Raw genomic sequence first — 15,540 nt, forward strand, 5'->3', positions numbered from 1 at the left:
AAGGATGTTGTTATGTCGTCAACGACCCTGGACGCCGTTGTTGTTGAACCCCGCGAGCCGGCCACGGCCTGCGTTATCTGGTTGCATGGTTTGGGTGACTCGGGTGACGGCTTTGCCCCTGTGGTGCCGGCATTGGGACTGCCGGCCGAACACTCGATACGCTTTGTGTTTCCACATGCGCCGGAGCAGGCTGTTACTGTTAATGGTGGTTATGTGATGCGCGCCTGGTATGACATCAAGAGCCTCAATCTCCATGACAGAGCCGATATGCCAGGGGTACTGCAATCCGAGCGTTTGGTTCGGCAACTGATAGAGCAGCAAGTCGCCCAGGGCATTGCCGCCAACCGTATTGTGCTTGCCGGTTTCAGCCAAGGCGGGGTGATGAGCCTCTTTACCGCACTGCGTTATCCCGAAGCCTTGGCCGGTATTATGGCGCTGTCCTGTTATTTGCCGGGTGGTGAGCAGTTGCCGGAAGACGTGAGCAGCGCCAACCGTGATACACCTATTTTGCAATGCCACGGTGAGCAGGATGATGTGGTTGCCCTCAGTGCCGGGCTTATGGCCAAAGAAGCGCTCGAGCTGGGGGGATATCGACTTGAATGGCACACTTTCCCAATGGCGCACGGCGTGGTGCCGCAGGAGCTGAATCTCATCAGTCAGTGGCTGCAGGCGCGTTTGAATTAGGGAAGGTGCGAATAAGTCCTAGCGACGTTCTCATTGAGAGAGTGACTTACACAGAATTGGCGTTCAAAGCTACGGACCGAAGGTATGCAGGGGCCTGCCTGAGTCTAATAACACAGAGCACAGATGGGACTTGTTTACACTTGCCTAATATCCAGTTTTGATTTTTTGAAAAATAAGTCGTCCCTTAATAGAAACGGCCCTTCAGTGGCTGTTTCCATTATCAAACAATAGCCTGTTGCTGCTAATACTTTAGTTATTTTCATATATATCAGTGAAATAGCTTTTTTCGGGTGCTAATTACACTCTAATATCAGCAGCAGATCACGCTAAAGTATGAGTAGCCCCTGGAAGCCTATTCTGGATTGTGAACAGGTTGTGTTATTTCCCGCCTTAAAATCATGCAGTTAACGTTTATTTGTTAATAAAAATGACACATTTTTGACTTAATCTTGCTAGTATGTCGGGCGCGGGAAGTTCGCTTCTCCGCTCATTAATGATGATGGTAAAAATAAATAAAAACATGGGGTTGATTTAATAATGTCTAATAAGCTGATGAAAGGACTTTTGGCGACAGCCATTCTGGCTGCACTCGCCGGTTGTAACAGTGATGACAAGGATCCGGCACCGGAAGTCTGCGGCGCCGATAATTGCACCAAGTTCACCATTTTACATACCAATGACAACCATGGTCGCTTTTGGGAAAACAGTGACGGTGAGTATGGTATGGCAGCCCGTAAGACGCTGGTTGAGCGCTTACGCAGCGAAGTGGAAAGCAACGGCGGCCAGACTCTGTTGCTCTCCGGTGGTGATATCAACACAGGTGTGCCTGAGTCGGATCTGCAAAACGCCGAGCCTGACTTTATCGGCATGAACCTGATTGGTTATGACGCCATGGCCGTGGGTAACCACGAGTTTGATAACCCACTGAGCGTGTTGGATATGCAGCGCGAGCTCGCCGAGTTTCCTATGCTGGCTGCCAACATCTACAAAAAAGATGGCAGTCGTTACTTCGAGCCTTACAAGGTTTTCGATGTTAAAGGTCTTAAAGTGGCTGTCATAGGTTTGACCACAGAAGATACCCGCAAGATAGGTAACCCTGAGTTTATCGGCGAGCTTAAGTTTACTGATCCCAAAGAAGAGATCAAAAAGGTCATCAAAGAGATCAATGATAACAAAGCCGCCGATATCATAGTGGCAACCACTCACATGGGGCACTATGCCGATGGCCAAAACGGCAGCAATGCCCCGGGTGACGTGGCCATGGCTCGCGCCCTGGAAGAGGGACAGCTGCAGGTCATCATAGGTGGCCACTCACAGAATCCGGTTTGTATGGAACCCGGTAGTCAGAGCTATGCCGACTTCAAACCCGGTGATGATTGCCTTCCTGATCAGCACAAAGGCACCTGGATCATGCAGGCCCATGAGTGGGGTAAGTATGTTGGCCGCGCCGATTTTGAATATTATGGCGGCAAACTGCACCTGGCCAGCTACAAGCTGATCCCGGTCAACCTGAGAAAACTGGATGCCGAAGGCAAGAAGACCGAGGAACTGGCCGGTGAGCAGATCCCTGCCGATACCACAGTCAAAGCTGTACTGCAGCAATATCAGGACAAGGGCAGTGAAAAACTGGGCGAAATCATCGCCACTACCGATGGCAAACTGGAAGGCGATCGCGGCGTGGTTCGTGGTCAGCAGACCAACCTGGGCCGTTTGCTCGCCATGGCGCAGGCCACCAAGGTGAATGCCGATATCGGCGTGATGAACTCAGGTGGTGTACGTGACTCTATCGCTGCCGGTGATATCAGCTACCGTGATGTACTGACAGTGCAGCCTTTCGGTAACATGATAACCCTGAGCACTATGACAGGTGCCGAGCTCAGCGATTATCTGGGTGTAGTGGCTACCATGCAGCGCGGTTCAGGGGCTTATGCCCAGATAACGGGCGTGAAAATGACAGTTGATTGTCAGGCCAAGTCGGTCGCTATCAGCGAAGTCAACGGCAAGGATTACAGTGCAACAGGCAGCTACACCTTCACTGTACCCAGCTTCAACGCCGCGGGCGGTGACGGCTATCCCAAGCTGGATCCGGTACAAACTGGCTATGTTGATGCCGAAGTCTTCTACAGCTTCCTGAAAGAGAAGCAAAGCATCAAGGCCGCTGATTACGAGCCGGTAGGCGATATCGTTTATGAAAACTCCAACAGCCCGCTGGGTTGTGAAGTACCTCAGTAAATAGCACATTAAGTCACTTTACAGGCAGCCCTTCGGGGCTGCTTTTTTGTGGCAAAAGAGCAGGGTGGTCATGTGGCTTTGGGTGAATTTTAACCAATTAATTCTACCGACACTTGAAATACTTTTGCCCGACCTTATCTATTGAGTGTCGGCAGGGAAAGTGCCTTGACCGATAAATTAAAGGCCGTGCCATTGGGCGGCCGTTTGAACCTAGGGTGCGATGATTCGGCTCGACACTACATATTGCTTAATCTATGAGGATATGACTATGCGTAACTATGATTTGACTCCCCTTTACCGCAGCGCTATCGGTTTTGATCGTCTGGCCCGTTTGGCCGAACATGCCGCCGCCAACAATGGCAATGCCGGTTACCCTCCATACAATATCGAACTCCTGGGTGAGAACCGTTACCGGATCACCATGGCGGTTGCAGGCTTTGCCATGGATGAGCTGGAGATCACCAGCGAGGGCGAAAAGCTGTTGGTGAAAGGCACCAAGGGCGAGCAGGCTCCGGAGCGTAAATACCTGTATCAAGGCATTGCCGAGCGCGGCTTTGAACGTACCTTCCAGTTGGCCGATTATGTGACCGTCGAAGGTGCCCATCTGGAACACGGCCTGCTCAATATAGATTTGGTGCGCGAGATCCCTGAAGCCATGAAGCCGCGCAAAATTGAGATAGGCTCAGGTAACCGCCTGATAGAAGAAACTCAGGCCTGAAACAGCGCCGATAAGCTCGGCCCCGGCTTGTAAAGCAGGCCGCTAAAGCAAAAAAGCCAGTCTAATTCAGACTGGCTTTTTGTATTCAGGGTTATCACTCCCCAAGGCAGTGCTTAGAGTACCATGGCGGCAATCCAGCCGAAGATTAGCAGCGGAATGTTGTAGTGAACAAAGGTTGGGATCACGCTGTCGCGGATATGATCGTGCTGACCATCGGCATTGAGGCCGGCGGTGGGGCCGAGCGTTGAGTCCGATGCCGGTGAGCCGGCATCTCCAAGCGCTGCGGCGGTGCCGACCAGGGCGATAACCGCAGGCACAGAGAAACCAAAGTTCAGCGCCAGCGGCACATAGATGGTGGCAATAATGGGGATAGTCGAGAAAGATGAGCCAATACCCATGGTGATCAACAGACCCACCACCAACATCAACAATGCGCCCAGGCCCTTGTTGTCACCAATCAACTCACCTATGGCACTGACCAGAGTCAGTACTTCACCGGTTTGTTTGACCACGGCAGCGAAACCGGCGGCGGCTATCATGATAAAGCCTATGTTGGCCATCATGCGCACGCCTTGGTTAAAGATATCTTCATCGGCCACATGTTTGAGCGCGCCGCTGAATGAGAAGATCATAAAGCCAACCAGGGCGCCGAAAATCATCGAATCTGTCTGCAGCTGCACCAGCAGAGTCGCCAGAATAGCCAGCACAGCAATGATGATGTTGCGCTTGCTGAGTCCGGTTTCCGGTTCAGCGGCGAGGATCTGCTCTTCCCGGTACTCTCTTGGCTTGCGATAGCTGATAAACACGGCTGTCAGCAGTCCGGCCAACATACCGGCGGCCGGAATAAGCATAGCTTGGGGAATGTCACCTGACTGGGCCTCTAAGCCGTTGGACTGCAGGTTTGCCAGCAGTATGTCGTTTAGAAATATGCCGCCAAAGCCCACAGGTAACACCATATAAGTGGTGACCAGGCCGAAAGTGATAACACAGGCAACCAAACGCCTGTCCAGCTTGAGTTTGGACATCAGATGCAAGAGTGGCGGCACCAGAATGGGGATAAAGGCGATATGGATCGGCAGAATGTTTTGTGAGCTGATGGCCATGGCCAGCAGCGACAGCAGCAACAGGCTGCGAACCCACTTGAGGTTTTGACTATTGGGATCCTTGCCAAGGGCCTTGATCACAGTAGTGGAGATCAAAGTGGTCAGCCCGGAATGGGACAGGGCTACGGCAAAGGCGCCAAGCAGGGCATAGCTCAGGGCTATTTGGGCACCACCGCCCAGGCCGGTATTGAATGCTTCTATGGTCTGGTGGATGTCCAGTCCCCCCATCAAGCCAGCGACCAGGGCGCTGATCGTCAAGGCGATCACCACATTGACCCTGGCCAGGCTGAGAGCGAGCATCAGACAGACGGCAATCACAACTGCGTTCATAGTAAAGTCTTATTCGCTAAACAAAGGGGCTATTTTTGACTGGGGGGGCTTGGATGTCCAGCTGCAATCAGTGTTTGCGGGAAAAAATCTGCCTTTGTGAACTGGATCCTGAGGTTATTGAACCGCTTTGTGACCCATGTTGTTGCAGTGACCGCGCTCTTGCCGATTTCTTATCCAGACAAGCCTTAAATTGGGGCAAAAGCGTGATATTGATCCTAAATAGGTTGTCAGGTGGATGGCACCTCTTATAATGGCCTGTAGTTAAAACGGATTCTGTTTTATTCACAGCTCAATCCATAGATGGAGGTATAAAATGAGCGTATTAGTAGGCCGTCCGGCTCCGGACTTTACTGCGGCAGCTGTTCTGGGTTCTGGCGAAATTGTTGACAGCTTCAACCTGACTGCAGCAATCAAAGGCAAGCCTGCGGTAGTGTTCTTCTACCCACTGGATTTCACCTTCGTGTGCCCATCTGAGCTGATCGCTTTCGATCACCGCATGGAAGAGTTCAAGAAGCGTGGCGTTGAAGTGATCGGTGTTTCTATCGATTCTCAGTTTACTCACAATGCATGGCGTAACACCCCAGTGGAAAAAGGTGGTATCGGCCAGGTTCAATACACTCTGGTAGCCGACGTTCGCCACGACATCTGCAAGGCTTATGACGTTGAACACCCAGAAGCCGGTGTGGCTTTCCGCGGTTCTTTCCTGATCGACAAAGAAGGCATGGTGCGTCACCAGGTCGTTAACGATCTGCCTCTTGGCCGTAACGTCGATGAAATGCTGCGTATGATCGACGCGCTGCAATTCCACGAAGAGCACGGTGAAGTTTGCCCAGCTGGTTGGGAAAAAGGCAAGAAAGGCATGAAAGACAGCCCAGACGGTGTTGCTGCCTATCTGTCTGAGAATGCTGAAGAACTGTAATATAGTTTAAGTCTTTAAAAGCAGTCTTAAAGCACAATGCCGTTCAGTTATACTGAGCGGCATTTTTTTATCTTGATCGATTTCCTGTGTTGGTTCATTTGAAATGTTATTCGTGGGCGGGCACTTTCCATTCAACTTAAACTGTTTGACAAGCTGCGATAGTTTCTGAGTGATAGGCTTTGATGACTATCTCATCTGTTGTGAATACCAATCCAGAGCCTTGTTTTAGCTAGAATAGTGCATTATGGCAGTTTGTCTCTCTAAAGCTCGGTTCGCCCATGTATGTCTTGGATAATTCAATCAATATTAAAGTGCTTTACCCTTGATAAGTTTACGCATCCACATCCGGTTTGGATTAAGGCGCTGCAGTAGCGTACTGCCTACCGGCAAGGGTTGATGACAAAGCTCTGATGCCAGAATATCCGCCGCCAACGGACCTGTGCTGAGACCGCGGGAGCCCAAACCACCAAGAACATAAAGACCGGGATGCACAGGGGCCGGTGTTTGTTGCCAATAGCGGGCACTCTCGGGAGTGTGCTGATGCTGCTGATAGACTTGCATTAGTGCCTCGACATCCGGTGCTTGACCCAACATGGGGAAGTGATCCCGGGTGACCATACGCACCCCCACTCGCGCTCCTTGCCCCATCACCAGCCCCTGGTGCCAGTCGGCATCCGGATAACTCATGGCGATTTTTTGCAGGTTTTCTCTCTGCTCGACGTCGCTGTAGGCCAGCTGCTCGGGATCTTTGACATAACTGGCTCCCAAACAATGAATCCCCTCCCAGGCCGGGGTGAGATAGCCCTTGGCACAGAGTACTGTCTTAAGCGCTCGCAAACCGCCTTGGGTTGCGACTTCGCTGACCTGGCCGCGAAAGGGTGAGGCGGGCAGGGCCGAGGTTTGTGGCAGTGCTGTCAGCGAAGCGCCGCTTGCCAGCACCAGTTTTTTGAATGGCCCAAAACGGCGACCATCGGTAGCACTCAGCCACCAGTGGCTACCTTCTCTTGAAATCTCGCTGATATGGGTGCGGCGCTGAAAGTCGCAGTAAGTTGATTCAACGGCATATTGGATCGCGGCGCGGCACAGGGCTCTGGGGCAGACCCAGCCCCCCAGAGGGTAAAAAAGACCATCTTCTTTAATATCCAATCCCGCAAGCTCAGTCGCCTCAAAGTTGTTGACCCGGCGCAAAATATCCGGGTGCCAATTTTGGCCCTCGGCAATCTTATTCAGGCGGGTGCGGCTTCGCTCATCAAAGCCTGTGTGTAATACACCGCAAAAGTCATGGGCGATATCGAACCCGGCGGCAACCAAGGCGGTTATCCGCCGCCGACTGAAGAGAAAACCTTGTTGGAATAGTGTGTTGAGCTCGGATGTTTCCGGTGTCAACAGCGGGTATAGTGCACCTTGTCGGTTGCCACTGGCACTTTGACCCGCGTTTTCCTCGCTGCAAAATACCTGGCTGGGCTGGTGACGTTCGGCCAATGACAACGCCAGCTGGCTGCCGGCCACACCGGCGCCGATAATGGCAATAGATTCATCGGCTGCAAGTGTGGATTCGCGGTAGAGCGGCCAGGGCGCCAGTCTGGCATTGCTTTGGCGCCGCAAGGCAAGGCGTTCTGCTTTGGCGATGGGCTCGAGCTCAGTTTGTTGAGTCAAAAGCAGTGCTGCCGGCCTGTTAAAATCTACTATATTGAGCCCGCTATTGACCATAATAGAGGCAAGAGCGCTTCTCTTACTTGGCAGGCACAGCAAGGAAGCGTAGTCTTTAGCCAAGCGCGCCATCTGCCAGACCTCTGCCTGAGAGGGTAAGGGCTCAGCAAGCCAGAGCCAGTTGTCTATCCAGCCGTTATGGTTTACACCAGGCAACTCTTTGAGCAAAGTGGCGTCAAATTCAAGGTAAAGATCCAGTGTCAACCTGCCGCCATCGAGCACAAAGCGTTGGCAGCCGGGGATTGCCAGAGGTTTACCTGCCTGCAGCTCGGCAAGGAGAGATATTACTTCGCTTGTTTGATGCTCGGCGGATGCGGTAGCTTCGGTGGTCTGCCCTAATGGCAGTTTGCTTTGCAGAACCTTGAGCGATTCTGCCCGGGAGTCTTTATCGGCGGCAAACAGCAAGAGTTGTAACACAAGCTTGGGATAATCCTGTCGCAGTTGGCTCCAGAGTTGCAGCAGAGGCAACAGGGCTTCACTGCCTACCGCCGCCAGACAAATTTGCCGCCCGAAGGGCTTGTCACCGAGGCGGATTTGTTGATAGGGCTCAAGTGTCGCCGTCGGGGCTTGTGTTGTTTCCACAGATGTGGGATTTTGACTGCAAGTTTGCGTATTTTCACTGCCGGATGGCCGAAGTTGTTCCTGTTTCACGGGCAATTTTTTACTCTGGAGGCCTTGTTCGGCATTATTTTACCCAAGTTTACGGAAAGCTGACCACTTAAATGCTGTAAAACGGCTAACATGGCGTCAGCAAAAGTAGGTACTGAATTGTACGGAATGGATAGTAAAACATGAAAAGAGTCGTGATCACCGGAATTGGCGTTGTATCAAGTATCGGTAATAACAAACAAGAAGTGACAGAATCTCTCAAGGCTGGCCGCAGTGGTATCACCCACTCAGATCAGTTTGAGGAGATGCAGCTGCGCAGTCATGTCTGGGGCGACATCAAACTCAATCCCGCAGAACTTATCGATCGCAAGGCGTTGCGTTTTATGGGGGATGCCGCAGCCTACGCCTATTTGGCTATGCAGCAAGCCATTGAAGACAGCAGTCTGACCGAAGAGCAGTATTCAGATCCTCGTGTAGGTCTCATTGTCGGTACCGGTGGCGCTTCGTCTTCCAACCAGGTTCAGGCGGCTGACACCCTGCGCGCTAAAGGCGTCAAGCGCGTGGGACCTTATATTGTGCCGCGGATAATGTCTTCTACAGCCAGTGCCTGTCTGGCGACGCCCTTCAAAATCAAAGGGATGAATTACTCCATCAGTTCGGCCTGTGCCACCAGTGCGCATTGTATCGGCCATGCGGTGGAACTGATCCAGATGGGTAAGCAGGATATGGTCTTTGCCGGCGGCGCCGAAGAGATCGATTGGACCCTGACCATGGGCTTTGACGCCATGGGCGCCTTGTCCACCAAGTATAACGACACACCGGAAAAAGCTTCCCGCACCTATGATGCCGACCGTGATGGCTTTGTTATCTCAGGTGGTGGCGGCATAGTAATTGTCGAAGAGCTGGAGCACGCGCTGGCCCGCGGCGCCAAGATTTATGCCGAAGTCATAGGTTATGGCGCTTCATCCGACGGTTATGACATGGTTGCCCCAAGCGGTGAAGGTGCGGTGCGCTGCATGAAGATGGCGCTGGAGTCAGTAGATACACCTATCGATTACGTTAACACTCACGGCACTTCTACTCCTGTCGGTGATGTGCGAGAGCTCGAAGCCCTGCGTGAAGTCTTCGACGGCCAGATGCCGGCGATTGCCTCAACCAAGTCAATGACAGGCCATGCCCTGGGCGCAGCCGGTGTTCATGAGGCGATATACAGCCTGTTGATGCTCGAACAAGGTTTTATCGCGCCTTCCATCAATATCGACAAGCTGGACGAGGCCGCAGAAGGTATGCCAATTGTGCGTGAATACCGCGACGCCGAGCTCAACACTGTTATGAGCAATAGCTTCGGTTTCGGCGGCACCAACGCTACCCTGGTGATGCGCAAGTACAAGTAAGCGCCTTGTTCTACTCAATACAAGAAGGAAGCCAAATGGCTTCCTTCTTTGCTTATGAGCTGACGCAGAACTTGTTAGTAGCTTCCTCAAATGTGCGCCGGACTCAGACAAGCCTCTAGCTCGCTGATAGAATAGCGGTTTAATCCACAACAGAGCAGGAAAGTCGATGAAGTTGGTGGTTGATGAAAATATGCCCTATGTGCAGCCCTTGTTTGCCGAGCTGGGGGAGATAGTAGCCGTCGATGGCCGTCATTTGGATGCGGCCACAGTAGCCGATGCCGATGTTTTACTGGTGCGTTCGGTCACCAAGGTCAATGAGACACTGTTGGCTGGTGCACATAAGCTTAAGTTTGTCGGCAGTGCCACCATAGGGACAGATCATGTGGACAAGGCTTATCTGGCGTCCCGCAATATCCCCTTTTCCAATGCACCTGGTTGCAATGCCACCGCGGTTGGCGAATATGCTTTTATCGCCATGTTGGAGCTGGCCAACAGGTTTGATACTCAGCTTAAGGGCAAAACTGTTGGCATAGTCGGCGCTGGTAATACCGGTTCGGCGCTGGCACGCTGTCTTGAAGCCTACGGAATAAATACCTTGCTCTGCGACCCCTTACTGGCCAAGGCTGGCGACAGCCGCCGCTTTGTCAGCCTGGACGAACTGGTTGCAGGCGCCGATATCGTTAGTCTGCATGTACCTCTGACCCGTGATGGCGAACATCCTACTTGGTATCTGTTTGACGAGCAGCGACTGGAGACACTGAAACCCGGCTGCTGGTTGCTTAACTGCTGTCGCGGTGAAGTGATAGATAATCGCGCGCTGATCCGGGTCAAGGCCAAGCGGCCGGATATCAAGTTAGTGCTGGATGTTTGGCAAGGGGAGCCTAACCCCATGCTGGAGCTGGTGCCTTTGGTGGAGTTTGCTACCCCGCATATTGCCGGCTACAGTCTGGAGGGCAAGGCCCGGGGCACTTTCATGTTATATCAGGCCTTGATGGCGATACTCAATCGCCCGGCGGACAAGTCGCTTGTGGCGCTATTGCCAGAGCGTTGGAACTCCCGGCTCGATATCAGCAGTTCGCCCGATGAAAAGGCATTATTGTCCTTGTGCCGATTTATTTATGATCTACGTGATGACGATGAAAAATTCCGGAAAATGCTGAAAAACCCCACAGGTTTTGATGACATGAGAAAAAATCACCGCCATAGGCGAGAATTCAGTGCTTTGACTCTTTCAAATGTCGGCGGTTCTGGGGTAGATTGGTTGTCTCATTTAGGTTTTTCAGGAGTCGGTCTGTAAATGTCGCAGGAATTTAACGTTGTCGTATTGGGTGCCTCAGGAGCCGTGGGTCAAACCATGATAGAAATCCTCGAGGAGCGTAACTTCCCGGTGGCGAATCTGTATCCACTGGCCAGTAGCCGCAGCGCCGGTGAAACCGTGAGTTTTCACGGCAAACAGGTGGAGATCCTCGATGTAGAAAGCTTTGACTGGACTCAGGCGCAGATAGGCTTCTTCTCTGCCGGCGGTGATGTCTCGGCCAAATGGGCGCCGATTGCGGCCGATGCAGGTTGTGTGGTGATAGATAACACTTCCCACTTCCGTTACGACCTGGATATTCCACTGGTAATCCCTGAGGTCAATCCAGAAGCGATTGCCGACTTCCGTAACCGTAATATTATTGCCAACCCCAACTGCTCGACGATTCAGATGTTGGTGGCGCTCAAGCCTATCTATGATGCCTTTGGGATCAGCCGTATCAATGTGGCCACTTATCAGTCGGTTTCCGGTACCGGTAAAAAGGCGATTGAGGAGCTGGCGGGGCAATCTGCCAAGCTGTTGCAGGGCTTGCCTTCAGAGCCCAAGGTTTATGATAAGCAGATAGCTTTCAACGTGTTGCCGCACATAGATAAGTTTATGGAAAATGGCTACACCAAAGAAGAGATGAAGATGGTCTGGGAGACTCATAAGATCCTCGGCGACAGCGACGTTCTGGTGAACCCGACTGCGGTGCGGGTCCCTGTGTTCTATGGTCATTCGGAAGCGATTCACATCGAGACGCTGCAACCGGTTGATGCTGCCGAAGTCAAGGCAGTGTTGCGGGATGCCGAAGGCGTGGTGCTGTTTGAAGATGATGACGATTATCCAACGGCCGTGACCGAAGGCGCCGGTAGCGACCCTGTGTATGTCGGCCGGGTGCGCAAGGATATCTCCCACGATCTGGGGATAGATTTATGGGTGGTCTCTGACAATATCCGTAAGGGGGCGGCACTCAACAGTGTACAGATAGGCGAGATCCTGATCCGCGACTATCTCTAAGGAAGGTGCGAGTAAGTCCTACGGAGGCTCTGCCTGTGCTTTCAGACTTGAATACAATGCTGGAAGCACTTTTCTAAACGCTTTGTTTCTGTTGAAAAAGCCTGCTGCTTGCAGGCTTTTTTTGTTTTGCAAATGTGAACAGTAGCAGCGCGGACATTTCTGGTTTATAGTAATCTCAATAAATACAAATGCCTAAAGCCAGTCGTCAGTCGGCGAAACCAGCGCTTGAAAGGGAAGAATGGATGAATTTTCGCACTTCATATCTTGTTGGCCTGATGGCCGCTTTTTTTGCCCTGAACCCAAGTAGTCTTATAGAACCGGCCCATGCAGAAGGTCTGAAAATTACCGGCCCCGACGGTCAAGTGCGCCAACAGGTACGCCAGTATGGTCCGACAACGCCATCGGACACCTTCTGGAGCATTGCCCAGAAAGTCAGACCGGATCCCGGCGTCAGTATCTATCAGGTCATGGCCGCGATTTTTGAAGCCAACCCGCACGCTTTCTCATCCAATAACTACAACAGCCTGGAACGGGGCATGATACTGCTGATCCCCTCCAAAGAGGTGATGCAGGCTATTCCATTGAGTATGGCCAGAGCTCGCGCCGAACAGGATGACAAGAGCTGGTCTTCCGGTAAGCGGCTAAAGGCAGATGATGGCAAAATTGAAACCGCCAAAGCCCCCGGGCACCCAAGCCAAGCCGCAAAAGAGTCAACGGCGGTCGCCCAAACTCAAACGGCGGTTGCCCAAACTCAAACGGCGGCGCAGCCATCTAAGGAAAACCGCGAGCAGTCAAAAGTCAGTGAGCCATCGACTGAGCCAGCTCAAGTGGCTGCAGACAAATCACCAGCCATCACAACCGAAAAAACAGCCACAGAAGCAACTCCGGAAACGGCTGACGATAACAGCATTGAAGCGCTGCAGAGCCGCAATCTGAGTCTGACCGATGAACTGGGGCGTGCTCAGGATCTGCTTACTGTCGCCAATACCGATAACCAGGGGCTGCAAGCGCAAATTGATGAGCTGAATCAGCGTCTGTCGGTATTGGAAGAGTCACTGCAGGCCAGTAAAAAACAGGAACAGCAACTCAAGGCTGAAAATGCTGACCTCAAGCAGCAGCTTCAAGTCGCCAATGCTACGGCTAATGAGCCGGACGATCTCTGGCGCAGTTTGATGGGTAACCCATTACTTTTGGTACTGGCTGCCGCAGTACCCGCGGTATTGCTGTTGTTGTTGCTATGGAGCATGCTGCGCCGCAGGCGTAAACAAAGTGATGCCCAAGCACCACAGACCGAAGCGGCTCCAATGGCTGCCGCAGCTGTTGCCGGCGCGGCTACGGCCGATATGGCCAACGCCAACGACGAATTGGCCGTGCGTCTTGACGATGATCAAAACGATTCCATTGATTCATTGCTGGATGTTGATAGCTCTGTATTGCAGCCTGAGCCTGAAGTTGAGAGTGACAGCGAGCAGATGGACATGGCGCAGGAGATGTTCATCGACTCAGGCGAGGGGGATACTCCCCAAGAGGCCGAAGATGAAGGTCAGTCGCTCGATGATCTCTGGGCCGAAGCCATGGGCGAACAAGAGGCCGGTGAGCAGGAAGATGCCAGCGAGGAGGACTTGGACTCATTGCTGGCTGGATTGGACGATACCGATAAACAGGAAACTATTCCTGAAGATTTGCAGACCGAAAGTATTCCAGCGTCAGAGCCTGATCTGAGTGAAACCCTACCGGAAGATGTGACTGCTGCTTTTGAACAGGGTTTTAGCCAAGAGCTCGATCAAGAGTTTGCTTTTGAACAAGACAAAGAGGTGCTCTCAGAGAGAGAAGCGAAGGCAGAGCTGGATGAAGATCTCAGTGCCGCTATCGCAGCCGAGTTGGCTGAAGATAATTTGGATGAGACACAGGAAGCCGATATCGATGCGCTGCTGGCCGGGTTTGACGTCAAAGAAGATACAGAACCTCAAATTGAAGCCGGTACTCAAGTTGAAGGCAATAGTAAGACTGAAGCCGAGGAAGATCTCAGCGCTGCCATTGCCGCCGAACTGGATGAAGCTGATTCAGCTGATACCGAGCTGGGCGAAGAAGCAGACATTGATGCCTTGTTGGCTGGATTCGATGCACCGGCAGCACAGAATTCTGAAGAGGAAGACTTAAGCGACGCTATTGCCGCCGAGCTTGAAGATGACAAGGTTGCCATAGACTCCAGCGACACAGAGGCCGACATAGATGCCTTGCTGGCAGGCTTCGATGACTTGGACGATGCTGTCGAGACTCAAGCGGAAGCAGAGAAGGTTCAAGCAGAGGAAGAGAGTGAAGATCTGGACGCCTTGTTGGCCGGGCTCGCGGATGACGTAATTGCGATAGATAACGTTGATGAGGCGATCGTTGATGAGGCGATAGCTGAGACTGACGAGGAAGATACCCCAGAGGTTGAGTCGGATGATGCCACTGAGCGCAGCGATGCCGAATTGGATGCCATGCTGGCAGGCTTGTCGCAGGCTGAGGACTTGGATGAGCCTAAGAAGCCCGATGAAACAGACACTTTAGCTGATGAGAGCAGGGATAGCGACAGCGCGCCGCAAAGCGGTCAACGCAGCGACAAGGATTCTGGCTTCTTTGACGATCTCAAGGCCGGCGGCAAGAGCCATGATCCCCATATTCTTGAGTGGGAGTCCTCCGCACCTAAAGAGCCCTTTGTTGAGGAAGAACCTTCTGCGAAAGAAGAGCCTTCAGCGAAAAAAGAGCTTTCTGCGAAAGAAGAGCCCTTAGCGCAAGAAGAGCCTTCTGCGCAAGAAAAGCAAGAGCCTTCAGCCATAGAAGATCTCTTGGCTCAAGAGGAACTCTCTAATCAGGAACAGGCTGTTGATGTTGAAGACAGCATAACAGATACCGAGCAGGCTCTGGATATTGACCTGGCCCAGGATACTGACGACAGTGATAAGAGTCTGAGCGACGATGACCTGTTGGCCGCTTTTTCTGAAAACGTTGCCAAGGAAGCCGAAGCGGATGAGGAATTCAGTCTCGAACTGGATGATGATGACTCGCTGGATCTCGAAGATCATAAACTGACAGTAGATGAAGCGCTGGCGGCCCTCGATGCCAAAGAAAAGGGCAAGGTCGCTTCCAGCATGGTGCCTGAGCACGATCTCAGCGCCTTCCAGAAGGAAAACGGTTTTATCGATATTGAGCGCCTGCTCAGTGAAGCCGATGAAGGCAACAGTGATACCGACCCTTACAAGGAGCTGGATGTGGATATGGGTGAGCTCGACTCTCTCGTAGGCGCCGCCGCTATGGTCGATGTCGATGATGAGGAAAACTCTGTCAACGCCAAGCTGGACTTGGCGCGGGCCTATATCGAAATCGATGATAAAGACAGCGCCAAGGCATTGCTTAAAGAGGTGGAGCTGGACGGCAACGCCCGCCAGCAAGAGGAAGCCGCAGCCCTGATAAAAACCTTGGGTTAGAGCCCAGTCAATACTCAAACGGCGCCTGGAGCGCCGTTTTTTATGCAGTCCGTTTAT

At 52.4% G+C, this 15,540-nt stretch carries 10 protein-coding genes; 8 read left to right on the plus strand and 2 right to left on the minus strand.

Going from position 1 to position 15,540, the window contains the following annotated elements; translation table 11 throughout:
- Positions 1 to 12 precede the first annotated feature (12 nt).
- The 3 genes from WKR14_RS08655 to WKR14_RS08665 all read left to right on the plus strand — a co-directional run bounded on the left by WKR14_RS08655 (position 13) and on the right by WKR14_RS08665 (position 3,634).
- Complete coding sequence (locus tag WKR14_RS08655) at positions 13 to 684, plus strand: alpha/beta hydrolase (RefSeq protein WP_339087636.1); 672 nt, start codon at positions 13 to 15, stop codon at positions 682 to 684.
- Between the two features lie 537 nt (positions 685 to 1,221).
- Positions 1,222 to 2,916, plus strand: coding sequence for a bifunctional UDP-sugar hydrolase/5'-nucleotidase UshA (gene ushA / locus WKR14_RS08660; RefSeq protein WP_339087637.1), 1,695 nt, complete (start codon positions 1,222 to 1,224; stop codon positions 2,914 to 2,916).
- Between the two features lie 268 nt (positions 2,917 to 3,184).
- The gene (locus WKR14_RS08665) at positions 3,185 to 3,634 is read left to right on the plus strand and encodes an Hsp20 family protein (protein WP_028779347.1); all 450 of its coding nucleotides are present in this window, start codon (positions 3,185 to 3,187) and stop codon (positions 3,632 to 3,634) included.
- A gap of 113 nt (positions 3,635 to 3,747) precedes the next feature.
- Here WKR14_RS08665 and WKR14_RS08670 read toward each other — a convergent pair whose 3' ends face one another.
- Positions 3,748 to 5,067 carry a Na+/H+ antiporter family protein gene (locus tag WKR14_RS08670; RefSeq protein WP_101056360.1) on the minus strand — a complete coding sequence of 440 codons (1,320 nt, stop codon included), beginning with the start codon at positions 5,065 to 5,067 and terminating at the stop codon, positions 3,748 to 3,750.
- Between the two features lie 313 nt (positions 5,068 to 5,380).
- On the opposite strand from WKR14_RS08670, the gene WKR14_RS08675 reads away from it, so the two are divergent.
- Complete coding sequence (locus WKR14_RS08675; protein ID WP_025009505.1) at positions 5,381 to 5,986, plus strand: peroxiredoxin; 606 nt, start codon at positions 5,381 to 5,383, stop codon at positions 5,984 to 5,986.
- 306 nt (positions 5,987 to 6,292) lie between these two features.
- Here WKR14_RS08675 and mnmC read toward each other — a convergent pair whose 3' ends face one another.
- The gene (gene mnmC, locus WKR14_RS08680; protein WP_226564869.1) at positions 6,293 to 8,278 is read right to left on the minus strand and encodes an FAD-dependent 5-carboxymethylaminomethyl-2-thiouridine(34) oxidoreductase MnmC; all 1,986 of its coding nucleotides are present in this window, start codon (positions 8,276 to 8,278) and stop codon (positions 6,293 to 6,295) included.
- A 209-nt stretch (positions 8,279 to 8,487) separates the two neighbouring features.
- Here mnmC and fabB point away from each other — a divergent pair, with 209 nt between their 5' ends.
- The 4 genes from fabB to WKR14_RS08700 all read left to right on the plus strand — a co-directional run bounded on the left by fabB (position 8,488) and on the right by WKR14_RS08700 (position 15,483).
- Positions 8,488 to 9,699, plus strand: coding sequence for a beta-ketoacyl-ACP synthase I (fabB, locus tag WKR14_RS08685; protein WP_101056358.1), 1,212 nt, complete (start codon positions 8,488 to 8,490; stop codon positions 9,697 to 9,699).
- A 166-nt stretch (positions 9,700 to 9,865) separates the two neighbouring features.
- Positions 9,866 to 10,996, plus strand: coding sequence for a 4-phosphoerythronate dehydrogenase (locus tag WKR14_RS08690; RefSeq protein ID WP_101056357.1), 1,131 nt, complete (start codon positions 9,866 to 9,868; stop codon positions 10,994 to 10,996).
- The gene (locus WKR14_RS08695) at positions 10,997 to 12,013 is read left to right on the plus strand and encodes an aspartate-semialdehyde dehydrogenase (protein ID WP_101056356.1); all 1,017 of its coding nucleotides are present in this window, start codon (positions 10,997 to 10,999) and stop codon (positions 12,011 to 12,013) included.
- 242 nt (positions 12,014 to 12,255) lie between these two features.
- Complete coding sequence (locus WKR14_RS08700) at positions 12,256 to 15,483, plus strand: FimV/HubP family polar landmark protein (RefSeq protein WP_339087638.1); 3,228 nt, start codon at positions 12,256 to 12,258, stop codon at positions 15,481 to 15,483.
- The last annotated feature ends 57 nt before the right edge of the window (positions 15,484 to 15,540 follow it).

Origin of the sequence: Shewanella chilikensis, assembly GCF_037953065.1 — a bacterium.
Classification (GTDB): domain Bacteria; phylum Pseudomonadota; class Gammaproteobacteria; order Enterobacterales; family Shewanellaceae; genus Shewanella; species Shewanella chilikensis.